Origin of the sequence: Micromonospora sp. NPDC048999, from assembly GCF_040649295.1 — a bacterium.
Taxonomy (GTDB): Bacteria; Actinomycetota; Actinomycetes; order Mycobacteriales; family Micromonosporaceae; genus Micromonospora.
This window is the reverse complement of sequence record NZ_JBEZFI010000046.1, coordinates 1-24,664: the sequence shown is the minus strand read 5'-3', so window position 1 is coordinate 24,664 and position 24,664 is coordinate 1. Positions and strand designations below refer to the sequence as shown.

Annotated in this window: 20 protein-coding genes and 1 pseudogene; 15 read left to right on the top strand and 6 right to left on the bottom strand. The window is 71.8% G+C overall.

The features are described 5' to 3' along the window. The first annotated feature begins 176 nt into the window (after positions 1-176). From AB0C02_RS29035 to AB0C02_RS29005, 7 genes are all read left to right on the top strand, one after another. Positions 177-1,241 carry a carboxymuconolactone decarboxylase family protein gene (locus tag AB0C02_RS29035; RefSeq protein WP_357552305.1) on the top strand — a complete coding sequence of 355 codons (1,065 nt, stop codon included), beginning with the start codon at positions 177-179 and terminating at the stop codon, positions 1,239-1,241. Positions 1,242-1,291: 50 nt separating this feature from the next. Next, entirely contained in the window at positions 1,292-2,290 is a 999-nt protein-coding gene (locus tag AB0C02_RS29030) for a DUF1702 family protein (RefSeq protein WP_357552303.1), read from the top strand. Positions 2,291-2,460: 170 nt separating this feature from the next. Further along, positions 2,461-3,435 carry a DUF1702 family protein gene (locus AB0C02_RS29025; protein WP_357552301.1) on the top strand — a complete coding sequence of 325 codons (975 nt, stop codon included), beginning with the start codon at positions 2,461-2,463 and terminating at the stop codon, positions 3,433-3,435. Between the two features lie 101 nt (positions 3,436-3,536). Further along, positions 3,537-9,314 (top strand): type I polyketide synthase, encoded by a 5,778-nt coding sequence (locus tag AB0C02_RS29020; RefSeq protein ID WP_357552299.1) that lies wholly within the window; start codon positions 3,537-3,539, stop codon positions 9,312-9,314. Beyond that, a complete protein-coding gene (locus AB0C02_RS29015; protein WP_357552297.1) occupies positions 9,311-9,751 on the top strand; it encodes an acyl-CoA thioesterase in 441 nt (146 codons plus the stop codon). Before AB0C02_RS29020 ends, AB0C02_RS29015 begins: the two co-directional genes overlap by 4 nt. A gap of 30 nt (positions 9,752-9,781) precedes the next feature. Further along, on the top strand, positions 9,782-10,318 hold the full coding sequence (locus AB0C02_RS29010) for a flavin reductase family protein (RefSeq protein WP_357552294.1): 537 nt from the start codon (positions 9,782-9,784) through the stop codon (positions 10,316-10,318). Next, positions 10,315-11,679: a cytochrome P450 gene (locus AB0C02_RS29005; protein WP_357552292.1), complete on the top strand. Its 1,365-nt coding sequence runs from the start codon at positions 10,315-10,317 to the stop codon at positions 11,677-11,679. The genes AB0C02_RS29010 and AB0C02_RS29005 overlap by 4 nt, the downstream gene beginning before the upstream one ends. Positions 11,680-11,809: 130 nt before the next feature. On the opposite strand, the gene AB0C02_RS29000 is transcribed toward AB0C02_RS29005, so the two are convergent. Next, positions 11,810-12,550, bottom strand: coding sequence for a helix-turn-helix transcriptional regulator (locus AB0C02_RS29000; protein WP_357552290.1), 741 nt, complete (start codon positions 12,548-12,550; stop codon positions 11,810-11,812). Between the two features lie 869 nt (positions 12,551-13,419). Here AB0C02_RS29000 and AB0C02_RS28995 point away from each other — a divergent pair. The 5 genes from AB0C02_RS28995 to AB0C02_RS28975 all read left to right on the top strand — a co-directional run bounded on the left by AB0C02_RS28995 (position 13,420) and on the right by AB0C02_RS28975 (position 17,247). Continuing rightward, positions 13,420-13,884, top strand: a complete 465-nt coding sequence (locus AB0C02_RS28995; protein WP_357552288.1) for a VOC family protein — start codon at positions 13,420-13,422, stop codon at positions 13,882-13,884. A 200-nt stretch (positions 13,885-14,084) separates the two neighbouring features. Next, positions 14,085-14,651 (top strand): DUF3626 domain-containing protein, encoded by a 567-nt coding sequence (locus tag AB0C02_RS28990; RefSeq protein ID WP_357552286.1) that lies wholly within the window; start codon positions 14,085-14,087, stop codon positions 14,649-14,651. Positions 14,652-14,677: 26 nt separating this feature from the next. Continuing rightward, a complete protein-coding gene (locus AB0C02_RS28985) occupies positions 14,678-15,022 on the top strand; it encodes a DUF3626 domain-containing protein (protein WP_357552283.1) in 345 nt (114 codons plus the stop codon). A 376-nt stretch (positions 15,023-15,398) separates the two neighbouring features. Beyond that, positions 15,399-16,142 carry a hypothetical protein gene (locus AB0C02_RS28980; protein WP_357552326.1) on the top strand — a complete coding sequence of 248 codons (744 nt, stop codon included), beginning with the start codon at positions 15,399-15,401 and terminating at the stop codon, positions 16,140-16,142. 475 nt (positions 16,143-16,617) lie between these two features. Next, a complete protein-coding gene (locus AB0C02_RS28975) occupies positions 16,618-17,247 on the top strand; it encodes a hypothetical protein (RefSeq protein WP_357552325.1) in 630 nt (209 codons plus the stop codon). A gap of 151 nt (positions 17,248-17,398) precedes the next feature. Here AB0C02_RS28975 and AB0C02_RS28970 read toward each other — a convergent pair whose 3' ends face one another. Continuing rightward, positions 17,399-18,874, bottom strand: a complete 1,476-nt coding sequence (locus tag AB0C02_RS28970; protein ID WP_357552279.1) for an MFS transporter — start codon at positions 18,872-18,874, stop codon at positions 17,399-17,401. Positions 18,875-18,949: 75 nt separating this feature from the next. Continuing rightward, positions 18,950-19,186, bottom strand: coding sequence for a hypothetical protein (locus tag AB0C02_RS28965; RefSeq protein ID WP_357552277.1), 237 nt, complete (start codon positions 19,184-19,186; stop codon positions 18,950-18,952). Positions 19,187-19,324: 138 nt separating this feature from the next. On the opposite strand from AB0C02_RS28965, the gene AB0C02_RS28960 reads away from it, so the two are divergent. Together AB0C02_RS28960 and AB0C02_RS28955 are read left to right on the top strand one after the other, a co-directional pair. Continuing rightward, a complete protein-coding gene (locus AB0C02_RS28960; protein ID WP_357552276.1) occupies positions 19,325-20,485 on the top strand; it encodes a geranylgeranyl reductase family protein in 1,161 nt (386 codons plus the stop codon). Positions 20,486-20,589: 104 nt separating this feature from the next. Continuing rightward, complete coding sequence (locus AB0C02_RS28955) at positions 20,590-20,775, top strand: hypothetical protein (RefSeq protein WP_357552274.1); 186 nt, start codon at positions 20,590-20,592, stop codon at positions 20,773-20,775. Positions 20,776-20,833: 58 nt separating this feature from the next. On the opposite strand, the gene AB0C02_RS28950 is transcribed toward AB0C02_RS28955, so the two are convergent. The 3 genes from AB0C02_RS28950 to AB0C02_RS28940 all read right to left on the bottom strand — a co-directional run bounded on the left by AB0C02_RS28950 (position 20,834) and on the right by AB0C02_RS28940 (position 23,797). Then, positions 20,834-22,639 carry a 5'-nucleotidase C-terminal domain-containing protein gene (locus AB0C02_RS28950; RefSeq protein ID WP_357552272.1) on the bottom strand — a complete coding sequence of 602 codons (1,806 nt, stop codon included), beginning with the start codon at positions 22,637-22,639 and terminating at the stop codon, positions 20,834-20,836. 181 nt (positions 22,640-22,820) lie between these two features. Further along, positions 22,821-23,474 (bottom strand): nucleotidyl transferase AbiEii/AbiGii toxin family protein, encoded by a 654-nt coding sequence (locus AB0C02_RS28945; RefSeq protein ID WP_357552271.1) that lies wholly within the window; start codon positions 23,472-23,474, stop codon positions 22,821-22,823. Next, a complete protein-coding gene (locus tag AB0C02_RS28940; RefSeq protein WP_357552269.1) occupies positions 23,471-23,797 on the bottom strand; it encodes a hypothetical protein in 327 nt (108 codons plus the stop codon). The genes AB0C02_RS28945 and AB0C02_RS28940 overlap by 4 nt, the downstream gene beginning before the upstream one ends. Positions 23,798-24,395: 598 nt before the next feature. Between AB0C02_RS28940 and AB0C02_RS28935 the strand changes: the two are divergent. After that, positions 24,396-24,664: pseudogene (locus AB0C02_RS28935) on the top strand (hypothetical protein); the annotation flags it as partial.

Sequence of the window (24,664 nt, the reverse complement as noted above, 5' to 3'; positions counted from 1 at the left end):
CACCAGTCCCGCAGTTCAGGGCGGTGACCACCGGCCGGCGGCCCACCGGGCCCGACCACCGGCCGGTACGCCGGAGGTGACCGGACGTCCGCTTCCGGCCTGCCGGGAAACCGTCCCGCCCGGCCCGGGCGCGTCGGACTCCGGGTCCGGGCCACGTCAGCAACCTTGGAGGCGGAGTGCTCGCCAGCCGCGTCGTGTCATCGGTCGTCCAGCGTCAGGTCAAGTACGTCAAACCAGTCCCACGGGAGTCCGCGGAGGGCATCGTCGCCGCGGTGTACGACCAGGTGGCGGAGGAGATGCGCCTGGTGGTCCCGCCGGTGCTGCTGCACTCGCCGTCACCGCCGGCCACCGCCGCGTACTGGATGCTGATGCGGGAGCCGCTGATCAGCGACGGCGTGGTCGACCGGTTGGCGAAGGAGGCGGTCGCCTCGGCCGTGTCGGTGGCGAACATCTGTCCGTACTGCGTGGACATGCACAGCACCGGCATGTACGGCCTGGCCGGCGCCCACGATGCGGAGGCGATCGCCACGGACCGGCTCGACGACGTGCGTGACGAACGCCTCCGGCGGCTCGCCGGCTGGGCCCGTCAGGCACACCTGCCGGACCCGCCGGCAGCCGTGTTCACCGAGGCCGAGCGCCCCGAACTGGTGGGAGTGGTGGTCGGCTTCCAATACCTGGCCCGGATGGTCAATGTCTTCCTCGGCAGTTTCCTGCTCCCGCGACGGCTGTCCCCGGCGGCCCGCCGGCGCGCCAAGCACGGCATCAGCCACCTGCTCAGTCCCACCTTGCGCGGCGGCTTCCCGCCCGGCCGGTCGCTGTCGCTGTTGCCACCCGCGCCCTTGCCGGCCGACGCCGGTTGGGCCGCCGGGAACGACGGGGTGGCCGAGGCGGTGTCCCGGTCGTACGCGGCCCTGGAGGCGGCCGGTGAGCGCGCGCTGTCGCCCGAGGTCAGGACGCTGGTACGGACCCGACTGGCGGACTGGCGGGGTGAGGAGAGCGGGCTGAGTCGGCAGTGGTGCGAGGACCTCGTCGCCGAGTTGCCCGCCGCGGAACGTGCCGCCGGGCGGCTGGCCCTGCTCACCGCCTTCGCCTCCTACCAGGTGGACGAGAGCGTGGTGCACGAGTTCCGGCGGCACGAACCCGATGACCGGCGTCTGGTCGAGGCGACGGCCTGGGCCAGCTACGCGGTGGCCCGCCACATCGGTGCCGGACACGTGCCGGCGCCTTCCGCTGCCGGCTGAGGTGGGCCGGCAGCCAGGCGCGCCGGCAGGGAAGCAACCGAGGAGGAACCATGTCGACCGTTCTGGGTGCGCTGCGCCGGCTGGTGCTGGCGCCGTCACTGGCGGACGTGGGCTTCGGCCGGCGGGGGTTCCCCGGCCCCCACCGGGCCGCCACCCGATGGCTGGAGGCCGTGCCGCAGTCCGTCGTCTGCGGCTTCGAGTGGGGCATCGACGCGAGCGACCAGTGGGAATTGGAGCGCCGACTGGAGCTGGTGGAGCCGACCATGCGGGGCTTCGCCTACGAGGGTGCCACCATGGCCTGCACCGTCCTGGACGCGATGCGCGGTGGCCGCGGCACGCGAACCCGGGAACTGCTGCTGGGACCGGGTCGGCCGCACATCTTCCTCGCCTACATCGGCATCGGCTTCGCGATGGCCCGGCTGCCGCGACGGCTGTGGCGCACCGTCCTGCCGGACCTGCCCGGCATGCCGTACCACCCGACGATGAGCTGGTTGGCGGTGGACGGGTACGGCTTCGACCGGGCGTACTTCGACATCGGGCGGATCGTGCACCGGCAGGAGCGTCTGAAGCCCTATCCCTGGCAGGGGTTCGCCGACTACTTCCCGCGCGCGGTCGACCAGGGCATCGGCCGCGCGCTGTGGTTCGTCCACTCCGCCCGGCCGGCGGACGTCGACGCCGCGGTGCGCCGCTTCGCGCTCCAGCGGAGGCCGGACCTGTGGAGCGGGGTGGGGCTGGCCGCGGTCTTCGCCGGCGGCTGCGGCACGGAGGAACTGGTCCGGCTCCGCGAGGCGGCCGGGGACCAGTGGCCGGAACTCGCCCTGGGCGCGGTGTTCGCCGCGAAGGCCCGGGCGTTCAGCGGCACCGTCCCCGGGCACTCGGAGGCCGCCACCGAGGTGTTCGCCGGCATGTCGGTCGGGAACGCGGCGGCCCTGGCCGACGACGTGGCGGACGGCCTGCGCGACGCCGGTGGCGTGCCGGCGTACGAGACGTGGCGGCAGCGGATCCGGGAGCGCTGCGTGGAACTGCGCTCGACCGATCCGGTGCGCTGACGCGCGGTCGCGCCGATTGTCGGGAAATTGCCTGCCGGCGACGCGTGGGAATGGTTGGCACGCCCCTCCGTGGCGCTTCGCACGCTCGAAGAAGCAAAACCGCCGGCTGGCCTGGCAATATTCATTCAGGCCCGTCGAACGGTCCTTGGCAGATATCCCTTGGGGGCGCTTTGACTAGTCACGCACGCGCGCTCAGGCGCCGCATTCTCACGCCCAACCTCTCCGAGACCAAGGTCGAAGTGCGCGGGTTTCACGCAAAGAACGCGGCAGCGCGGGAACTGCTGGAAACCATCGGAGAAACCTTTCTCGCCGGTTACGCATTCGCGGTGGAGGCGAAAGGACACGAAGACGCCGTACGTCGACTGGCGGGCATTCCCACGCGTTTCCGCGGTTTCGCGTACGAGGGCGCGGCAATGGGCTTCGCCGTTCTCGACGCCCTGCCCTTCGGCCGGTCGACCAACGTGTCGCGCTTCCTCGCCGGTGCCGGGGCCCAGCACGTCTACATGGCGTACGTCGGGGTCGGCTGGGCCATGGCGCGGGTCCCGCGTTTCCGGTTCCGCCGGCTGGCGATGCCGGATCCGCTGCTGCGCTGGCTGGCACTGGACGGCTACGGGTTCCACCAGGCGTACTTCAAGACCGATCAGTACGTCCGGGCCGCCTACCAGGATCCCGCGTTCCCGTGGCCCGGCGGTGGGCCGCGCTCCTACGTCAACCGGGCCATCGACCAGGGCATCGGCCGGGCGCTGTGGTTCGTGTGCGGAACGGCGGCCGAACGGGTGGCCGACACGATCAACGGCTTCCCGGAGCACCGGCGGGCCGACCTGTGGAGCGGCGCCGGCCTGGCCGCCACCTACGCCGGTGGCGCCGACGAGGACGAGCTGCGCTCGTTCCTGCGCCGCGCCGGCCGCTACCGCGCGCAGGTGGCCCAGGGCAGCGCCTTCGCCGCCGCCGCGCGGGTGCGGGCCGGCCTCGTCGTGCCCCACGTGGGCGCGGCCACCACGGTCCTGTGCGGCCTGACGCCCGCGGAGGCGGCCGCCCTGACCGACGAGCGCCGTCCGGAGGGACCGGACGGCGAGCAGCTACCGGCGTACGAACTCTGGCGGCAGCGGGTCGCCAACGACCTCGTGGCCATCGGAAGGAACTGACGCATGTCCAGGACAGTCGGCTGGCTTCGTCGGCGCCTCGCCGGAGTCGTCGCCCTCATCCTCGTGGTGAGCAAGATTGATCGGAAGAAGGCGGTACCGGTATGAGCAGGATTGCTGTGGTGGGGATGGCCTGTCGTTACCCGGACGCCACCTCACCGAGGGAACTGTGGGAGAACGCGGTCGCCGGTCGTCGGGCGTTCCGCCGACTGCCCGACGTGCGGATGCGGCTGGACGACTACTGGGACGCAGACCCGGCCACCCCGGACCGCTTCTACGCCCGCAACGCCGCGGTGATCGAGGGGTACGAGTTCGACCGGGTCGCCTACAAGGTGGCCGGCAGCACCTTCCGCTCGACCGACCTGACCCACTGGCTGGCGTTGGACGTGGCGGCCACCGCCCTCGCCGACGCGGGCTTCCCGATGGCCGAGGGGCTGCCCCGGGACCGGACCTGCGTCATCGTCGGCAACAGCCTCACCGGTGAGTTCTCCCGGGCCAACCAACTGCGGCTGCGCTGGCCGTACGTCCGGCGGATGGTCGCCGCCGCGCTGAAGGAGCAGGACTGGAACGACGACCAGCTCGCCGAGTTCCTCACCGACTTCGAGGCCCGCTACAAGTCGCCGTTCCCGGAGATCGACGAGGACACCCTCGCCGGTGGCCTTTCCAACACCATCGCCGGGCGGATCTGCAACCACTTCGACCTCAAGGGCGGCGGCTACACCGTGGACGGCGCCTGCTCCTCCTCCCTGCTCTCCGTGGCGACCGCCTGCAAGACGCTGCTCGACGGCGAGGTCGACGTCGCCGTGGCCGGCGGGGTGGACCTCTCCATCGATCCGTTCGAGATCGTCGGGTTCGCCAAGACCGGCGCGCTCGCCCGCCACGAGATGCGGGTGTACGACCGCGACTCCAACGGCTTCTGGCCCGGCGAGGGCTGCGGCATGGTCGTGCTGATGCGCGAGCGCGAGGCGCTGGAGGCCGGACACCGGATCTACGCCACGATCGCCGGCTGGGGCATCTCCTCCGACGGCAAGGGCGGCATCACCCGCCCCGAGGTCAACGGCTACCAGCTGGCGCTGCGCCGGGCGTACGAGCGGGCCGGCTTCGGCATCGAGACGGTCGGCCTCTTCGAGGGACACGGCACCGGCACCGCGGTCGGCGACGCCACCGAGCTGCGGGCGCTGTCCATGGCCCGGCAGGCCGCCGATCCCGCCGTCGCCCCGGCGGCGATCAGCTCGATCAAGGGCATGATCGGCCACACCAAGGCGGCGGCCGGGGTCGCCGGGCTGATCAAGGCCGCCATGGCCGTGCACCACGAGGTACTGCCGCCAGCGATCGGCTGCGTGGACCCGCACGAGTTGCTCACCAGTGACGACGCGGCGTTGCGGGTGCTGCCGAAGGCGGAGCGCTGGCCCACCGACGTGCCGGTGCGCGCCGGCATCACCGCCATGGGATTCGGCGGCATCAACACCCACGTGGTGCTGGAGAAGCGCCAGGCGCGCCGCCGCTCCACCCTGGACAGCCGGACCCGCAGCCTCGCGTCGTCCCGCCAGGACGTGGAACTGCTGCTGCTGGACGCGCTGTCCGTGCCGGACCTGCGTGAGCGGGTGGCCAAGCTGCTCGAGTTCGTGCCGCACGTGTCGTACGCGCAGCTGGCGGACCTGGCCGCCGCCCTGCACGGCGAGCTTCGTGACCTGCCGTACCGGGCCGCCGTGGTCGTCTCCTCGCCCGAGGAGGCCGAGCGGCAGCTTCAGCGGGTCGCCGCGGCGCTGGACGCCGGGGAGGTGCGACTCTTCTCCCCGGACGGGCGCTGCTACCTCAACCACGCGACCGGCACCGCCCGGATCGGCTACCTCTTCCCGGGCCAGGGCTCGGGCCGGGGCACCAGCGGCGGTGCGCTGCGCCGGCGCTTCCCGGAGGTTGACGAGGTGTACCGGCGGGCGGCCCTGCCCACCTCCGGTGACATGGTGGCCACGGCGGTCGCCCAGCCACGGATCGTCACCGGCTCGATCGCCGGTCTCAACGCCCTCACCGACCTCGGGCTGGAGGCCACCGTGGCGGTCGGGCACAGCCTCGGCGAGCTCTCGGCCCTGCACTGGGCCGGCGCCATGGACTCGGAGACGCTGCTGCGGGTCGCCGGCGTACGCGGCCGCACCATGGCCGAGCACAGCGCCTCCGGCACCATGGCGAGCATCGCCGCGTCGGCCGAGACGGTGGCCGGGATGATCGACGGCACCGAGCTGGTCATCGCCGGCTACAACGGCCCGGAGCAGACGGTGGTGGCCGGCCCGGTCCAGGCGGTGGAGGAGTTCGGCGAATTCGCCCGCCGGGCGGGCGTCGAGGCCACCCGGCTCCACGTGTCGCACGCCTTCCACTCACCGCTGGTGGCCCCCGCCGCGGCGGCCTTCGCCGGTCGGCTCGCCGCCGGGAGCTTCGGTCCGGTGGGTCGCCCGGTGGTGTCCACGGTGACCGGTGAGGTGCTCGGCTCCGACACCGACATTCCGGCGCTGCTGCACCGCCAGATCACCGACGCCGTGCTGTTCCAGCAGGCGGTGACGGTGGCGGCAAAGGACGTCGACCTCTTCGTGGAGGTCGGGCCGGGCCGCGTACTCAGCGGCCTGGCGGCCGCGACGACGGAGATTCCCGCAGTGGCCCTGGACACCGACGACGAATCCCTCGCCGGACTGCTGCGGGTGGTCGCGGCTGCGTACGTCGTGGGCGCGCCGGACGTGCACAGCGGGCTGTTCCACGGCCGGCTGGTGCGGCCGCTGGCGGTGGGCCAGACGTTCACCTTCTTCTCCAGCCCCTGCGAACAGGCCCCGGACGTGACCGTCCGGCAGGCCAGCCGCGCCGTCGAGGCGCGGCCGGCCGTGGCGGTCGAGCCGGCCCGTGAAGGCGAGTCCAGCCTGGACCTGCTCCGCCGGCTCGCCGCGGAGCGGGCCGAACTGCCCGTGGAGATGGTGCGAGGCGACAGCCGGCTCCTCGACGACCTGCACCTCAGCTCCATCACGGTGGGGCAGGTGGTCAACCAGGCGGCCCAGCAGCGAGGTATCGCAGCCTCCGCCACGCCGACCAACTTCGCCACCGCCACGGTCCGCGAACTGGCCGAGGCGCTGGAGGAACTGGCGGTGACCGCCCGGCCCGGCGAGACCGGGACGTCGCCGGTGGTGACCGGCGCCGCGCCCTGGGCGAGGGCGTTCCGCGTCGACCTGGACCCGGCGCCCCTGCCGACGGTCCGCACGGAGCAGAGCGACGGGCGCTGGCAGGTGTTCGCCCCCGACGATCACCCGCTCGCGGCGCGCCTGCGCCAGGCGTTGCAGCAGCGTGGTATCGGCTCGGGCGTTCTGGTCTGCCTGCCGCCGGACTGTGTCGAGGACCAGCTGGAGCTGGCGCTGCTCGGCGCCCGCGCCGCGTTGGCCGCCGGCCCCGGCACCCGGTTCGTCCTGCTTCAGCACGGCGCCGGGGCGGCCGGGCTGGCCCGGACGCTGCGGCTGGAGGCGCCCCAGCTGCGGGTGACGGTCGTGGACGCTCCGAAGACCGGCGAAACGGTCGACCGGGTGCTCGACGAGGTCGCGGCGACGGCGGACTACGCCGAGGTCCACTACGACGAGGCGGGCATGCGCCGCGTCCCGGTCCTGCGTGCCCTGCCGGTACGGGCCGACCGTACCGAACAGCCCCTGGGCTCCGACGACGTTGTGCTGGTGACCGGCGGGGGCAAGGGCATCACGGCGGAGTGCGCGCTCGCGCTGGCCACCGACTCCGGGGCGCGGCTGGCCGTGCTCGGCCGGTCCGACCCGACGCAGGACTCGGAGCTGGCGGCCAACCTGCGCCGGATGGCCGACAGTGGGGTCACCGTCCACTACGCCCGCGCCGACGTCACCGACGCCGAGCAGGTCCGCCGGGCCGTGGCCGAGGTGATCGGGGCGCTCGGACCGGTCACCGCCGTGCTGCACGGTGCCGGCCGCAACGAGCCGGCCGCGCTGACCGGTCTGGACATGGCGGCGGTACGGCGTACCTTCGCGCCGAAGGTCGGCGGGCTGCGGGCCGTGCTCGACGCGGTCGACCCGGACCGGCTGCGCCTGCTGGTCACCTTCGGCAGCATCATCGGCCGGGCCGGGCTGCGCGGTGAGGCGCACTACGCCACTGCCAACGAGTGGCTGGCCGGCCTGACCACCGAGTTCGGTCGCCGGCACCCGCAGTGCCGCGCCCTCTGCCTGGAATGGTCCGTCTGGTCCGGTGTGGGCATGGGCGAGCGGCTGTCGGTGGTGGAGAGCCTGGCCCGCGACGGCGTCACCCCGATCTCCCCGGAGCAGGGTGTGGCGCTGATGCGGCGCCTGGTCGCCGACCCGCACGTGCCGCCGGTGGTGGTGGTCAGCGGCCGTACCCAGGGCATCGACACCGTCCGGTACGACCTGCCCGAGCTGCCGCTGCTACGGTTCGTCGACAAGCCGCTGGTCCGCTACCACGGGGTGGAACTGGTCGCCGAGACGACGCTCAGCGCCGGGTCCGACCTCTACCTGGCCGACCACCTGCTGGACGGCAACCTGCTCTTCCCGGCGGTGTTCGGGATGGAGGCGATGGCCCAGGTGGCCACGGCCGTCACCGGCCACCGCACCGTGCCCCGCATCGAGCAGGCCGAGTTCAGCCGGCCGATCGTCGTGCCGCCGGACGGTGCCACCACGATCCGGATCGCCGCGGTGGTCACCGCCGACGACACGGTGGAGGTGGCCATCCGCAGCGCGGAGACCGGCTTCGCCGCCGAGCACTTCCGGGCCCGGCTGGTCTTCTCCACCGACCCGACGCCGGCCGGCCCCCCCGACCAGGTCGCCGAGGGCCTGCCCGAGGTGCCGCTCGACCCGGGGCGCGACCTGTACGGCGACACGCTGTTCCAGGGCGCCCGGTTCCAGCGGCTGCGCCGCTACCACCGGGCGGCGGCGCGGCACGTCGACGCCGGCGTGGCGGTGGTGGCCGGCACCGACTGGTTCGCCGGGTTCCTGCCTGGCGACCTGCTGCTCGGCGACCCCGGCATGCGGGACGCGTTGATGCACGGCAACCAGGTCTGCGTGCCGGACGGCACGCTGCTCCCGGCGGGCATCGAACGGATCCACCCCGGCGGTCCCCGGCTCGCCGCCGACCGGGAACTGCGCTACTGCGCCACCGAGCGCAGCCGGGACGGGGACACCTACGTCTACGACATCGCGGTCCGGGACGACAGCGGCGAGGTGGTCGAGCGCTGGGAGGGCCTTCGCCTGCACGCCGTACGCAAGAAGGGCGGGGCCGGTCCCTGGGTGGCACCGCTGCTCGGGTCCTATCTGGAACGCGCCCTCGGTGACCTGGTCGGTACCGCGGTGGCCGTCACGGTGGAGCCGGACGGCCCGCCGGAGGCCGACGGGGTGGCCGGGCGGCGGGCCCGCACGGCGGTGGCCGTCGGCCGGGCCGTCGGCGCCCCCGTGCAGGTGCGGTACCGGCCGGACGGGGCGCCCGAGATCGACGGTGGCCGGACGGTCTCCGCGGCGCACGGTGCCGGCGTCACCCTCGCGGTGGCCGGGACCGGGCCGCTGGCCTGCGACGTGGAGGAGGTCCGGCCGCGGGACCGGCAGGACTGGCGGGATCTACTCGGCCAGTACCACGACCTGGTGGACCTGATCGCCCAGGAGACCGGCGAGGGCGTCGATGTCGCCGCGAGCCGGGTCTGGACCGCCGTCGAGTGTCTGCAGAAGGCGGGCCTGCCGGGCGCCCCGCTGACCCTGGCCCCGCCGGCACGGCCCGGCTGGATGGTGCTCACCGCCGGCACGGTAGCGGTGAGCACCCTGCTCACCCGGCTGCGCGACCGCGCGGAGCCGGTGGTCTTCGCGATCCTGACCGGCAAGGGGGGCCAGCGATGAGTGACTACTTCGAGTACCCGCACACGGTGGGTTTCGAGGAGACCAACATCGTCGGCAATGTGTACTACGTGAACTACCTGCGCTGGCAGGGGCGGTGCCGGGAGATGTTCCTCAAGCGCAACGCCCCGCAGGTGCTGGCCGATCTGCAGGACGACCTGAAGCTGTTCACCCTGAAGGTCGACTGCGAGTTCTTCGCCGAGATCACCGCGTTCGACGAGCTGTCGATCCGGATGCGGCTGGTGGACCTGGCGCAGACGCAGATCGAGTTCAGCTTCGACTACGTACGCCTGGACCCGGGCGGCGGCGAGACTCTGGTCGCGCGGGGACGGCAACGGGTGGCGTGTATGCGCGGGCCGAACACGCGCACCGCGCCGACCCGGGTGCCCGAGCCGCTGATCCGGGCGCTGGAACCGTACCGGGCCCTGACCCGGGCCTGACCCGACCGGGACCGCGAGGAGGGGACCAACGTGAGCGTCGACCACCAACCGTCCGGGCAGGTGACCGATTCCAAACAGCTACGGCAGGCCTTCGGTACCTTCGCCACCGGGGTCACCGTGGTGACCGTGGGCGGCCCGGCTCCGCACGGCATGACCGCCAACTCGTTCACGTCGGTCTCGCTCGACCCGCCCCTGGTGCTGGTGTGCGTAGAGCGGCAGGCGGTCATGCACGAGGCCCTGCACGCCGCCGGCGCGTTCGGCGTGTCGGTGCTGGCCGGCGACCAGGAGAAGATTGCCCGCCACTTCGCCGACAAGTGGCGGCCGCTCGGCCGGGCCCAGTTCGACGCCGTCGACTGGGTGTCCGGCCGGGCGACCGGCGCGCCGCTGATCGAGGGCGCCCTGGCCCGTTTCGAGTGCGAACTGTGGCAGGCGTACGACGGCGGCGACCACACCATCTTCATCGGTCGGCTGCTCTCGCTGGAGCGGCAGCGCGAGGAGGAGCCAGTGCTCTTCCTCCGCGGCCGGTTCCGCCAGGTCGGCCCGGAGCGCCGCGAGGTGGGGCGGTGACTGTCACCAGGAGCCGGTCCGTCCCGCCGGGGCCCTCGGGCGTCGCCCTGCTGCCGACCCTGTGGAAGTTCGGCTTCGACCGGCTGGGGCTGATGACCTCGGCGGCGCGTACCTTCGGCGACGCCGTTCGGCTGGCGCCCGAGCCGAAGCCCTTCTACTTCTTCAACCACCCTGAGCATGCGAAGCACGTGTTGGCCGACAACAGTCGGAACTACCACAAGGGCATCGGCCTGGTGCATGCCCGGCGGGCGCTCGGCGACGGGTTGCTGACCAGCGAGGGCGACCTGTGGCGCAAGCAGCGGCGGGCGATCCAACCGGTCTTCCAGGCCAAGCGGATCGCCCAGCAGGCGGGGGCGGTCGCCGAGGAGGGGGCACGGTTCGTCCACCGGCTGCGTGCCGCTCCCGCAGGGCAGCCGGTGGACGTGATCGAGGGGCTGACCGATCTGACCCTCGGCGTACTCGGTCGCACCCTGCTCGACACCGACCTGAGCACCTTCCGCTCCATCGGAAGGTCGTTCGAGGCGATGCAGGACCAGGCGATGTTCGAGCTGGCCACGATGAGCGCGGTGCCGATGTGGGTGCCGCTGCCCAAGCAGGTGCGGTTCCGGCGGGCGCGGCGCAACCTGCAACGGGTGGTGGACCGGCTGGTCACCGATCGGACCGCCCGGGACGGGGAGAACGTCGCCGGCGACGACGCCCTGTCCCGGCTCATCCAGTCCACCCGGCAGGAGCCGGACCCCCGGGTGGGGCGGCAGCGGATGCGGGACGAGCTGGTCACGCTGCTGCTGGCCGGGCACGAGACGACCGCCAGCACCCTCGGCTGGTCGCTGCACCTTGTCGACGAGCATCCGGAGGTGCGTGAGGGGCTGCACGCCGAGGCGGTCGAGGTGCTGGGCGACCGCCTGCCGACGCACGAGGACCTGCATCGGTTGCGCTACACGACCATGGTGGTGGAGGAGGTGATGCGGCTCTTCCCGCCCGTGTGGATGCTGTCCCGCAAGGCGCAGGGACCGGACACGGTGGCCGGCTACGGCGTACGGGCCGGCGCCGACGTGCTGATCTGCCCCTACACGTTGCACCGGCACCCGGCCTTCTGGACACAGCCCGAGCGGTTCGACCCGGACCGGTTCGACCCGACGCGCCAGCACGACCGGCCCCGTTACGCCTACCTCCCGTTCGGCGCCGGCCCCCGATTCTGTGTGGGCAACCACCTGGGCATGCTCGAGGCGGTCTTCGTCCTCGCCCTGATCTCACGCGAGCTGCGGCTCACCAAGGTTCCCGGTTACCGGGCCGTACCCGAGCCGATGCTGTCGTTGCGGGTCCGGGGCGGCCTGCCGATGTACGTCCACCCGGTGCGCTGAGCGCCGGTCGGCACCCGACTTCACTGCGGGGGCGGTCACCCGGTGACCGCCCCCGCAGGTCTGTCGAGGTCGTCGAGTCGGACCGGTAAGAGCCCCCGCACCGACGGTGCGGGGGCTCTTACCTGACGCGTCAGGCGTGGCCTGCGCCGACTGCCCTCAGCCGTGCCCGCTCCCGGCGCAGCGCCGACTGCCGGGCGTCCAGCAACGCGAGCAGTACGGGCGGGTCGACGATCCGCATGGGCTGGAGGAAGAGTTCGACCTCGACGGAGCTGTCGCGGGTGACGAGCAGGGGTCCGATGCTGCCGACCCAGGTGGCCTCCGCCGCCGGCACCGTCTCTTCGTCCGGTCCCACCGAGTGGGCCAGCAGGTGCCACGCCCCGACCGGTACGGGGTCGAGGGTGAAGGGACCCGGGGTGTCGAGGATGCGGCACTGCACGGGCCGGCCCTCGGGTATCCGCTGCGGGAACATCCCCACGAAGACCCGGTTGTTCGGCAGCCCCGGCGTGCCGGTGATCCGCCCGCGTACCGTACCGCTCGGGCGGCTGGCGACCGCGTGGCCGTCGGCGATGGGGACGTGGGTGGTGAAGCCCCCCATCCGTCGGTACGTGGTGGGGGACAGGCCGACGCTGCGGGTGAACCGTGAGCTGAACGTGCCGACGCTGGAGTAGCCGACTCGCAGGCTGACGTCCGCGACGGTCAGCGAGGTGGACACCAGCAGGCGCTTGGCCTGCTGGAGCCGCAGCGCGGAGAGGAACCGTCCAGGCGAGACTCCGGTGGCTCGCTGGAAGATACGCGAAAAGTGGAACTTGCTGAACAGGGCTGCCCTTGCCATATCGTCAATGGTCAAGTGGTCGGAAAGATTATCCTGCATGAATCTAATGACTCGTTCGGCGGCCCTGACACCCGGATCTTTCAAGTCCTCCCCCTTGCCTGAATGGCTAGACAGTGGATTCCCGGCGTAGCGCCGGTCTCGATGTCGTGGCGAATTCGACTCCACTGCAACCCAGCGTGACAATTTCGCATCCGATGGGTTGAGCAATTGTCGTCTACCACTGTCTTAGTGCCGAGATGATGTTAGCGGGGAACTGCAGGCACGTGCAACATCCACAGCGACGACCCGACTACGATGGGTGATGACCTGGATGGCCGGCCGAGGTGACGCAGTGCGACGATGTGGCGCGCCGGGGGTTGAATCTGATGATTCACGTTTCCTATTCTGCGCATCGCAACAGCCCGTTGAAGTGTCCTTAATGGTTGGTCGGCATCCGCCTGTCGGCGAGTCGGGCGCCGCCTTCGAACTTGTCACAGGGTTTGCATTAACCCATAGGCGATCCTCGACGTGCTTCCCTGTTGTTGGGGTGAACGTGGTGGGTTGCCGGCAGCAACTGTCAGGTGACGCCCGCATGAAGGATGCCGTCGTCCGGTGCCCGTACTGCCCATAAGCGGGACCCGGGCGGGCATGAACTCGACGGCCCGGCCGACCGGAGCGGTCGTGACCCGTCCGGGTTGGTGCTGCATGGCGATGGTGCTGGCTGCGGCGGCAGCTCGCCGAGCGTGCAGGAGGGGCAAGGAGCCTAGGTTACGGCCTGTAGCGAACCCGGCAGCTTTGAGCAACTTCGAAGAAGATCTTTCCTGGGTGGACGCAGGCGGTCGCGCGGGCGACCAACCGAGGCGCTGGTCGCCGCCCGCCGGCAGTTCACAGGTCCTCGCCCCGGCCCGTCTGCGATTAGGATCGGCTCCATGACCGCGCCGAAAGATGACCGTCCGCCGACTGTCCGCCAGTTGCGCCTCGTCGTCGAGGCCGACGACTACGAGGCCGCGGTGGTCTTCTTCCGCGACGTTCTCGGCCTGCCCGAGCAGGCGGCGTATTCGGGCGACGACGACGCGCGGGTGGTGATCCTGGAGGCTGGCCGGGCAACCCTGGAGCTGGCGAACCCCGCGCAGAAGAGAATGATCGACGAGGTGGAGGTCGGCCGGCAGGTCGCGCCGCGGCTGCGGGTGGCATTCGAAGTGGACGACAGCCGCGCGGTGACCGAGCGGCTGGTCGCCGCGGGGGCCACCGAGGTCGCCCCGCCGACGGTCACTCCCTGGCACTCTCTCAACGCCCGCCTCGACGCTCCGGCGGGTCTGCACGTCACCGTCTTTCAGGAGCTGCGTACGCCCGAGGGACGGGCCACCCTGGACGGCTTCGGCACCGGCTCCTGACCGCTGAAATGGCTCAGCCCCGGGCGCCCCGCCGTTGATACCCGCGCGATGTCCGACCCCGGCACCACGCCCGCACTGACCCCGCCGCAAGCGGCCGCCCTGCGGCACGTCCGCCACGTCGCGCTGCGGGATCGGCCGGCGGCACCATCGCCCGGCACGGATCGGGGACGACCTACCGGGCGGAGGAGGTCATCGCGGCGGTGGCCACGCACGGGCGACTGACGCTCAACTTCCACCCGGACCGGCTGCTGCGCGACGGCCGTACAGTGGCCGAGGCGTTGGACCGGGACGGCGTCTACCGCAGCCAGTTCGAGACGGGCATCTCCAACGGCGGGCTGACCGCATACCCCGGCGGCGACCGGGATCGCTGGGAGGCGATGCTGTTTGGCGAGGCGTACCAGCGGCCCGGCGTGCTCCCCGCGGAGCGTCCGAAGTACGGCGGCCTGAACCTGCTCGACCACGCCGACGGCGCCTGCCCCCGGTTCGGCTCCTGTCACCTGCGACTGCGGCCCGAACTCCTCCGCCGGGCCACCTTCACCTTCGGCGACACTCACACCCAGCCGAAGGACATCGGCACTCTGGACACCTTTGAACCGGTCCTCGCCGCGCTCCTTGAGGCGACCGCCGGTACCGGCGTTAGCCTCGGGGTGGCCGGCATGGACACCGAAACGCTGCTGCGCGCGCTGCTCCGCCGTAGCGAGCGGGAATCCGCGGAGGCAGGGCGGGCGTTGGACGACTACATCGAGGCGCAGATCCACAGCAGCTGAACCTCGCCCGGGACGTCGAAGCGCTGGTGGTCGACCCGTCGTTCCGGGGCACCGAGGCCGGGCGGATCCTCGCCGGGATCGCCCGACGGCACGGCTTTCCGCTGCACTGGCACAGCGGCTTCGAGCTGCCGGTCGATGGCGTCGACGGCGAGTTCCGCGGCCCGGCCATTCCGCCGCTCGCCGCCCGGGTGCACGCGGGGTTCGCCCGTCCGGGGGAGCCCGTGCACGCGGCGCTGATCGGCCGCGCCGCCGCGTCGGTGGTGCGGAACCCGGAACGCTGGGCCGACCGTGGTCCGGTCGAGGTCACCATCCAGCACCTCAAGCAGCTCTGGCACGTCCTCGTCCGGTTCGGTACGCCGACCGCCGGTTGAGGCTCCTGCCGTCCGGCTGTGAGCCGTTTAGTGCGCCCGTTGCCGGCCTGTCCGGTATCCCCGGTGACCTCGGCCGCAGCAGGCCTGTCTCCGGCATTTCCGGAATGACCGACACGACAGCCTTGTTGTGTTCCCAGTACGGCCGGAGCGCAAACCCGTACCGGCCGGTAGTTCCCCCCGAGGCTCGCTCACCCCGGAGCGCGTCGTGATGATCGAAAGGGCAACCATCGTGAAGCAGCACTTCACTCGATGGCTCCCCGCCATCGAACAGACCTCGCACCGCACGGCCGAGCTCGTGAAGACCCGGTGGCTCCCCGCCATCGAGCAGACCTCGCGCCGCACGGCCGAGGTTGCGAAGACCCGGTGGCTCCCCGCCATGGAAGAGACCTCGCGCCGCACGGCCGAGGCGGCGAAGACCCGGTGGATCCCCGCCGCCACCAAGTCCCCGCAGCGCAAGGCCGCGCTGAGCATCGCGGGAGTGGCTGCCCTGGGCTGCCTGGCGGTCGGGCCCAGCGCCTTCGCCGCGCCGGTCACCAGCGGTCCGCACGACGGCGCCGTCGCCGCGATCGACCTGGCCACCGGCACCGACACCGCCAGCGGCGCGGACCAGGCTCCCGCCAGCGGCACGGACCAGGCCAGCGGCAGCGGTGCGGATCAGGCCGCCGCCAAGGCCAACAAGCCCACCCGGGACGAGCTCATCCCGCACGGTGTCGAGGGCGCGCAGTCGCGCATCCCGCTCGACAACGCGCAGATGGCCAACGCCGATGCCATCGTCCAGGCGGCCAAGGACACCGGCGTGGGCGAGCGGGGCGCGGTCATCGGCGTCGCCACCTCGCTGCAGGAGTCGAAGCTGTACAACCTCGGCCACCTCGGCGCGTCCAACGACCACGACTCGGAGGGCCTGTTCCAGCAGCGCCCGTCGTCCGGTTGGGGTACGCCGCAGCAGATCACCAACCCGGACTACGCGTCGAAGGCGTTCTTCAACGCGCTGAAGAACGTCGGCGGCTGGCAAAACCTGCCGCTGACCACGGCCGCGCAGACCGTGCAGGTGTCCGCCTACCCGTACGCGTACGCGCAGTGGGAGTCGCAGGCGGCGGACATCGTCCAGCAGCTCTGGTGAGTTCCCGCTCTCCACGACCGGCCGGTCCCCATCCGGGGGCCGGCCGGTTTCGTCGCTTCGCTCAAGATCCGCGCAGTTTCCCCGAAGGTGCTGCCTCCCGGTGCCGTGAGGGGCCACTTTCGGGGAAGTTGTCCGGATCTTGCCGGCGCGCCTGGGCCGGCTGTGGTGGTGTGGGGTGAGTGTCCGGTTTGTCGGGTGTGGTCGGGGGTCCCGGGGCGGAATGGCGGGTGGCGGTTGGTCGTTGAACACGGGTGCACGGCCGAGGAGGACGCCCCCGCCAGGTGGGGTGCGCGGGCCCGGAATGATGGCGGGCCGCCGGTCGTTGTACATGGTCCCGGCGCCGCGTAGAGGCCCCGCCCCGCGGCCGGTCCGGGCAGAGACTTTCCCCCCTTTTCGAGCGCCTGACGTGGTGCTTGCACACCCCTTGCCCACCCCCGTGGGCTGGTGTGCCAACCCCCGAATGGAGCTTCTGATGATGAACACGATGCTGCTGCGCAAGAGCATTCTCGGTATCGCCGGTCTGGCCTTCACCAGTGGTGTGATCGCCGGCCCGCTGGCCCACCACGAGGCGACCCCCGCCCCCGCGACGACTCCCGTCGCGATGGTCCAGGCCGACCAGCCGGCCGCGCCGGCTGACAAGCCGGACGCCAAGCCGGCCGTGGACCCGGCCACCCTGATCCCGAACGGCGTGCAGGGCACCCAGTCGAAGATCGCCCTGAACAGCGACCAGACCGACAACGCGAAGGCGATCATCGCGGCGACCAAGAAGGCCGGCATGCCCGAGCGGGCCGCGGTCATCTCGATCGCCACCGGTCTGCAGGAGTCGAAGCTGGAGAACCTGGGTCACCTGGGTGACCAGAACGACCACGACTCGCTGGGCCTGTTCCAGCAGCGTCCGTCCAGTGGTTGGGGCACCCCGGAGCAGATCACTGATCCGGCGTATGCGACCACCGCGTTCCTGAAGGGTCTGAAGCAGGTCGACGGGTGGCAGGACATGCCGCTGACCAAGGCCGCGCAGACGGTGCAGGTGTCGGCGTACCCGGATGCCTACGCCCAGTGGGAGCAGCAGGCCGCTGACCTGGTCGCCCAGTACTGGAACAGCTGACCCACCTGAACGACACGTTGGCCGGCACCCCGACACGGGGTGCCGGCCAACGGCATCTTGCAGATCTCAGCGCAGTTCGGCCGGCGCCCCGGCCCCTCCCGGACCGCACCCGGCGGCTGGTCAGCACCCCTCTGCTGCCGCCAGCCGACGGTCAGGAGGCGGCACCCGACCGGGCCGGGGAGGCGGAACCGGAGGGGCGGTGACCCAGAACGATGTCGACCACCGCGGCGACGAGCGCCAGCGCGATGATCGCCGCGGCCAGCACCAGGGATCGCCGGAACGCGGCGGTCCAGTCGTTGTGGGTGTCGGCCAGCGTCGAGAAGAACACCGCGCCAACCACCGCGATCCCGGCGGCTGACCCGATCCGCTGGCCGGTCTGCAACATGCCAGCCCCGCTGCCGGCCTGCGGCACCGGCACCTCGGACAGGGTCAACGTCTGGTTTGGCGCGACGACCAGGCCGCTGCCCAGCCCGGCCACCAGGAACGGCGCCGCGGTCAGCAGCGGCACCGAGACGTGCGGGTAGCCACCCAGCACCCACACGATCGCGCCGAGGCCGATCACCACCACCAGCAGACCGACGCCGACCAGCGGCCGGCCGTAGCGATTGACCACCCGGCCACTCGCCGCAGCCGCCACGGCCGAGCCGAGGGCGAACGGGGTGATGGCCAGACCGGCGCCGAGCGCGCTGTAGTTCAGCCCGATCTGCAGATACAGCGTGAAGATGAAGAAGATCGCGGTGAACCCCGCGAAGTAGAGCAGACCGATCAGCGTCCCCAGGCTGTACGAGCGCAGCCCGAACAGCCGCAGGTCGAACAGGGGCTGCTGGCGCCGCGCGTACCGGCGCTCCCACAGGCCGAATGCGCCCAGGAAGACCAGCCCGGCCAGGATGAGCAGCCACTTCAGCGCGCCGTGCCACTGCTGCCATTCCACCAGGGGGAGCAGCACCAGGGTGACCCCGACGCCGAGCAGCAGCACGCCGAGCGGGTCGAGCCGGTGCCGGTCGGCCGTCCCGGTGGGACGCGCCGGCATCAGCCGCCAGCCCAGCAAGACGGCGATGATGCCGACCGGCACGTTCACGAAGAACACGAACCGCCAGCCGTGCTGCTCGCCGCCGGCCTGGATGAGCAGCCCGCCGAGCAGCGGGCCGACGGCGGTGGAGATGCCGATGGTGGCGCCGAGCAGCCCGAACGCCCGGCCCCGCTCGGCCCCTCGGAACAGCTGCTGGATCATGCCGCTCACCTGCGGGTTGATCACCCCGGCGGCGGCGCCCTGCACGAGCCGGGCGATGATCAGCCACAGCGGCGACGTGGACAGCCCGGCCACCGCGCTGGTCACCGTGAACAGGATCAGCCCGGCCACGAACCCGGTACGCCGGCCCCGTGCGTCGCCGAAGCGCCCGGCCGGCACCAGGATCAGGCCGAAGGTGAGCGCGTACCCGGACAGCACCCACTGCAGGTCGCTCGGCGTGGCGTGCAGGGCGCGGTCGATCGACGGCACAGCCACGTTGACGATGCTGACGTCCAGCAGCGTCATGAACGCGGCGACCAGGCCGACGCCGAGCGCCTGCCAGCGGCGCCGGTCGTCGTACCCGGCGGTGGCCGCCGGCGGCGACCGGTCCGTGCTCATCCCGCCTCCCGAAGGCAGTCGCTCGCTCGCGTAACCCCGACGGCTACCCGGGCCCCGGTAGGGCAAACGACGCGGTCACGCCATCTGGCGCGCACACCACCGTGGGCCGAAGTCCAGACCCGCCATCGGGGAGTCCTCCCGGTGCAGCAGGCCCCGCTCGGTGAGCAGGTGCAACGGTTCGCGCAACTCCTCCTCGGTCATCCCGGCCTGCTCGGCGATCAGGTCGGGATACGGTACGTGCCCCCGTACCTCCAGCTCGGTCACCGCCTGGTACACCCGTTGCTCGATGTCGGACAGCTGTACCTGCTGCATCGTTCCCTCCTCGGCACGACCCGCCGGACCCGGCGGGTGGTCTGCACGCGGCGGTTACCCCGAGGACTTGCGATGATGCCCACCCGAACGGGGGCTCACGCCGGGCAGAACCGACCCGTCGTGCCCTAGGCTGCAGCGGTGATCATGTGGGATCTCGTCGTCGTCGGTGCCGGCCCCGCCGGGCTCTCCGCCGCCCACGCCGCGGCCCGGGCCGGCGTCCGCACCCTGGTGCTCGAACGCGCCACCCATCCGCGCTACAAGACCTGCGGCGGCGGGCTGATCGGCACGTCGTTGGCCGAACTCGCGGACCGGATCGACGTGCCGGTCCACGACCGGATCGACCGGGTCACGTTCACCCGGGACGGGCGACGCGGCTTCACCCGCCGGCACGCCGCGCCGCTGGTGAGCATGATCCGCCGTGAGGAGTTCGACCATCGGCTGCGGGCCGCCGCGGCCGCCGCGGGCGCCGAGGTCCAGGAGGGCGTCGCGGTCCGCGCCGTCGAGCAGGACCCCGACGAGGTACGCCTGCGGCTGGCCGACGGCGACACCGTACACGCCCGCACGGTGATCGGCGCCGACGGCTCCTCCGGGGTCACCGCCCGGCACGTCGGGGTGGCCCATTGCCAGGTCGACCTGGGGTTGGAGGTGGAACTGCCGGTCCCGCCCGCCGAGCAGGAGCGCTGGCGGGGCCGGGTGCTGCTCGACTGGGGATCCATCCCCGGGTCGTACGCCTGGGTCTTTCCCAAGGGCGACCGGCTCACGATCGGCGTCATCTCGGCGCGGGGTGAGGGGGAGCGGACCCGGGCCTACCTGCGCGACTTCCTGGCGCGGCTGGGCCTGGCCGGGTTGACCCCCGAGCACGACTCCGGTCATCTGACCCGGTGCCGCACCTCGGACTCGCCGCTGCGCCGCGCCCGGGTGCTGGTCGCCGGTGACGCGGCTGGCCTGCTGGAACCGTGGAGCCGCGAGGGGATCAGCTTCGCCCTGCGGTCGGGCCGGCTGGCCGGGGAGGCGGCGGCCGGGGGCGACCTCGATGCCTACGAGCGCGCGGTACAACGGCAGTTGGTGCCGGAGATGCGGGCCGGGCACCGGCTGCTGGAGATCTTCGAACGGCGGCCGGACGTGTTCCACGCGCTGCTGGCCACCCCACCCGGCTGGCGGATGTTCGTCAAGTTCTGCCAGGGCCGGACGAGTTTCGACCGGGTGCTGACCCGCCGTCCCGTCCGGGCCGGCCTGGCCCTGCTGGACCGGCTCCCGCCCCGCCGGCCCGGAACGGCACCGCGGCCCGCGGTCGGGTAACCCGGTGGTCAGGGCGCGATGACCGCCCGCCCGTGGACCTTCCCCGGCGCAGCGCCGTCCTGGTTGATGCGAACGGGGTGGACGGCAGGACGCACAATGCGGTCATGACTGAGCCGAACGAGTCGTTCACCGACGAGGAGTACGCGTTCCTTCGGCACGTACGCTTCGGCGAACTGCCGCACGGGGTGCGTCCGGAGGAGCGGGTGGCGTTGACGGAGACCGACGCCCGCCGGGACCGCCCGGAGCCGGCCGGCGACCCCGAAGCGTGGGCGCTGCGGAATCCGGGCTGAGCCCGGAAACGGCCGACGGGCCGCGGGGGTACCCCGCGGCCCGTCGGACCGGTACGGATCAGAAGACCGGCACGCCCTCGCGGACCAGCTTCCAGTTCGGCACGAAGAAGTCGGCCGGGTCGATGGCGCCCTTGGCCTTCGCCCAATCGATGAGCAGGTCGCGGATCTCCTTCTGCTCGTTGTAGACCTGGGTCTTCACGATGCCGGGGAAGTTGCCGCCACCGCTACGCCGGTAGTTGTTCACCGCGACCACGAACTGGGCGTCCGCGGGGACCGGGGTGTCGGTGCCCGGCATGACCAGACGGGTGATCCGCTGGCCGACCGGCTTCGAGATGTCGATGTCGTAGTCGACACCCGAGAGCGTGTCGTAGTTGTAGTCCGGCACGCTCGAGTCGCTGATGCTGCCCGGGTTGACGGTCGCGCCGACCGGCAGCGTGCGGAAGTACTTCGCCGAGTACTCCAGGTACGCCTTCACCTCGGCACCGGTCATGACGACCGCCTCGAGGGTGTTGTCGTACACGTAGAGGCCCGCGACGTCGCGGATCCGCACGTCCCCGGCGGGGAACACCGCGGTACGGCTGAAGGGCGCCGCGATCGACAGCACCGGCAGGCCCGCGTACGCGGTGCCGGCCAGGGCCGTGGTGACCACGTCGGTCTGGACCTTGTTGATGAAGTCCAGGATCGGGGTGTCCTTGTACCGCGACTCGGCGGCCTTGAGTTCCACGGTGGACCGCGCGACGACCTGGTTGACGTAGTTGACCGTCTTGGTGTGCTGGCTGCGCACCGCCGCGAGCACCTTCGGGTCCTCGACCACGGTGTTGGTGTTCAGCATTGTGGCGCCCTTGGCGATGACCTTCCAGTCGCCCTTCTCCCGGGTGAGGGTGAAGTCCATCCGGGTCAGCCGCTGGCCGAACTTCGACGGCTCCGAGGTCAGCACCCGCTCGCCGGTCTTGGTGTTGGTGACGAACCTCTCCCGGATCTCGCTGTGGGCGTGGCCGAAGAGGATCGCGTCGATGCCCGGCACCTGCTCGGCGATCATCCTGACCGGGTTCTCGATCGGCAGTTCCGGACCGTAGCTGGAGGTGCCGCTGTCGCCGCCGTGGGCGGAGATGATGACCAGGTCGGCGCCGCGGTCCCGCATGATCGGCACCCACTTCGCGGCGGTCGCGATCATGTCGGCGAAGACCAGCTTGCCCTCGACGTGGCCCTTGTCCCAGATGGCCACGCCCGGGTTGGTCAGGCCGAGGATGCCGACGTTCAGCGCCGGCGCGCCGTGCCCGCCGAGGTTGACCGGCTTGATCACGTACGGCACGAAGGCCGGCTTGCCGTCCTTCGCGTTGAGCGCGTTGGCCGCGAGGGCCGGGAAGCCGAGCTGCTCGATCCACTTGGCCAGCAGCGGCAGGCCGTAGTTGAACTCGTGGTTGCCCAGAGTGACGGCGTCGTAGTTGAGCACGTTCATCGCGTTGGCCATCGGGTGCGTCTCACCGGTGACGGTGATCGGCTCCTGCTTGGCGTAGTAGGTGGCCAGCGGGGTGCCCTGGATGGTGTCGCCGGCGTCGAGCACCAGGGTCGCCTTGCCCTTGCGCTCGGCGCGGATCTGGTTGACCAGGGTGGCCAGCTTCGCGACGCCGACGTCGTTGTGCTGGCTGTCGTCGTACTCGGCGTCGAGGTAGTAGTCCCAGTTGTAGACGTTGCCGTGCATGTCGGAGGTGCCGAGGATGGTGAGGTCCCAGGTCGTCGTGGGGACGCCGTTGCCGTTCGAGGCGGCAGCCTGGGCGGGAGCGCTGGCAAGCAGGGGAGCGGTCGCGGCGGCGGCCGCAACGGCCAGCACCTGGCGGCGTGAGGCGCCGGAGGAGGAGGTCATGAGGTGCCTTTCCGTGGGGGTTGACGCCCGCCTCGTGGGCGCCGTTGCGCACCATAACGATCACCTTGTCGCTCGCGCCATACCCTCCCGAGGTGTTTCACCTCATCACCATTTCTTGCCGCTTCCGTGTAACACGACGGTCACCCCGGGGCCGGCTCGGCCCCGGCCAGTTGACGCCCGGTCAACGGGGCCAGGCGGCCATTCGGCGGCGAACGTCGGCGACCTGGTCCGCGTCAAGCCCGTAACGGGTGAAGCGACGGTCCGGCAACTGGTCCAGGTAGCGGCCCGCCGCCCGGACGTCCGCCAGGTCCAGCGCCGGGTCGACCTGGCGGGCCAGCTCCAGCAGCTCCGCCACCTCGTACCGGTCCAGCACGGCGGAGACGTCGATGTAGTCGCGTACCTCCCGGCGGTTGACCAGCGCGGCGGTCTTGTTGGCGATGAGATCGCGGACGTCCATCACCGGGCCCAGGTCCATCACCACCGGGCTGCGGTACCGGTCGAGCCGGGCCAGGCTGAGCCGGATCTGCCGGCCGTCCCGGCTCACCACGAAGTCCCGCATGTCCCGGTCGAAGCCGTCGAACAGCTCCGCCAGCTCGCTGTCCGGGTCCGCGTCGACCACCTGGTAGCCGACCCGCTCCAACGCGGCCCGCACCCCGGCGGCCGCCGCGGCGGCCGCTCCCTCGACGTCGGCGAAAAGGTCGACATCTTCCGTCGGCCGAGTCACCAGGCCGTGCGCCGCCCAGGCCACTCCACCGCCCAGCACGAACCGGTGCGGGCCGGCGGCAGCGAGGGCAACCCGGGCCACGGCCCGGTAGAAGTCGTGCAGATGGCTCACGCGGTACGCAGATCCCGGTGTCGGCTCTCCCACGCCAGGCGTACGCCCCGCGGCAGGTTCAGGCGCCGCCACACCCGGTGCAGCGTCCGCCCGTCGATCAGGTCGCGCAGGTCGTCGACCCGACCGGTCTCCCGCAGCACGTTCTCGTACATCCAGAGCAGCTCGTCCTGGTCGCCGAGGTCGAAGGCCCGCTCGCTGCTCCACATCAGGCGTACCGGCAGCTCGACGATGCCCCGGGTGGGGCCGGTGAGCTCGGTGAGGGTGCGGGCCACCACGGCAGGACGCCCGGGGCGGGCGAGGTACGGGCTGGTGGTGGCCGGCATGCTGTCAGGGTAACGCCTACCTCGTCCGTCGCGGGACGGCGTGGCCGGGCCGCGTGCCTGTGGTGCCCCGCCGTCCGGTGTACCGCCGCACGCTCCCGGCCCATGATCCGCGCAGTTTCCCCGTGCTGCCTCCCACCGTCGCGAGGGCCACTTTCGGGGAAGTTGTCCGGATCTTCCCGGCGTCCCCTAGCCCGGTGCGGGGGTTGTCCGGATCCTGCCGGCGTGCCCCGGCCCGGTGCGGGTTGTCCGGACCTTCCCGGCGTGCCCTGGCCCATTGCGGGTGGCGTGGGGTGAATGTCCGGTTTGTGGGTCCGGCCGGGGGCGTCGCGGGCCGGAATGCCGGGTGGGGGTCGGTCGTTGAACACGGGTGCACGGCCGAGGAGGACGCCCCCGCCTGGCGGGGTGCGTGAGGCCCGGAATGATGGCGGGCTGCCGGTCGTTGTACATGGTCCCGGCGCCGCGTAGAGGCGAGCTTGCTTCCTCGCCCCGCGAGCCAGCCGGTTGAAGTCTTTCCCCCCTTTGAGCGCCTGACGTGGTGCTTGTACGCCCTTGCCCACCCCTATGGGCTGGTGTGCCAACCCCCGAATGGAGCTTGGTCATGAATTCGATGCTGCGTAAGAGCATTCTTGGTGTTGCTGGTCTGGCTTTCACCGGTGGTGTGTTCGCCGGTCCGATCGCTGCTCATGCTGCTGAGCCGGTGCACGCCGCCCCGGTGGCTGCGGTGCAGGCTGCCAAGCCGGCCGTGGACATGGGCAAGCTGATTCCGCACGGCGTGCAGGGCGCGCAGTCGAAGATCGCTCTGAACGATGAGCAGACCGCGGACGCGAAGGCGATCATCGCGGCGACGAAGAAGGCCGGCATGCCCGA

Coding starts and splice junctions, on each gene's coding strand:
- AB0C02_RS28940 (WP_357552269.1), bottom strand. CDS start 23,797: ATGCCGGCCACCACCAGCCCGTACCTCGCCCGCCCCGGGCGTCCTGCC.
- AB0C02_RS29000 (WP_357552290.1), bottom strand. CDS start 12,550: ATGCAGGATAATCTTTCCGACCACTTGACCATTGACGATATGGCAAGG.
- AB0C02_RS28995 (WP_357552288.1), top strand. CDS start 13,420: ATGACCGCGCCGAAAGATGACCGTCCGCCGACTGTCCGCCAGTTGCGC.
- AB0C02_RS28980 (WP_357552326.1), top strand. CDS start 15,399: ATGGAAGAGACCTCGCGCCGCACGGCCGAGGCGGCGAAGACCCGGTGG.
- AB0C02_RS28975 (WP_357552325.1), top strand. CDS start 16,618: ATGAACACGATGCTGCTGCGCAAGAGCATTCTCGGTATCGCCGGTCTG.
- AB0C02_RS28950 (WP_357552272.1), bottom strand. CDS start 22,639: ATGACCTCCTCCTCCGGCGCCTCACGCCGCCAGGTGCTGGCCGTTGCG.
- AB0C02_RS28955 (WP_357552274.1), top strand. CDS start 20,590: ATGACTGAGCCGAACGAGTCGTTCACCGACGAGGAGTACGCGTTCCTT.
- AB0C02_RS29030 (WP_357552303.1), top strand. CDS start 1,292: ATGTCGACCGTTCTGGGTGCGCTGCGCCGGCTGGTGCTGGCGCCGTCA.
- AB0C02_RS28970 (WP_357552279.1), bottom strand. CDS start 18,874: ATGAGCACGGACCGGTCGCCGCCGGCGGCCACCGCCGGGTACGACGAC.
- AB0C02_RS29015 (WP_357552297.1), top strand. CDS start 9,311: ATGAGTGACTACTTCGAGTACCCGCACACGGTGGGTTTCGAGGAGACC.
- AB0C02_RS28965 (WP_357552277.1), bottom strand. CDS start 19,186: ATGCAGCAGGTACAGCTGTCCGACATCGAGCAACGGGTGTACCAGGCG.
- AB0C02_RS29020 (WP_357552299.1), top strand. CDS start 3,537: ATGAGCAGGATTGCTGTGGTGGGGATGGCCTGTCGTTACCCGGACGCC.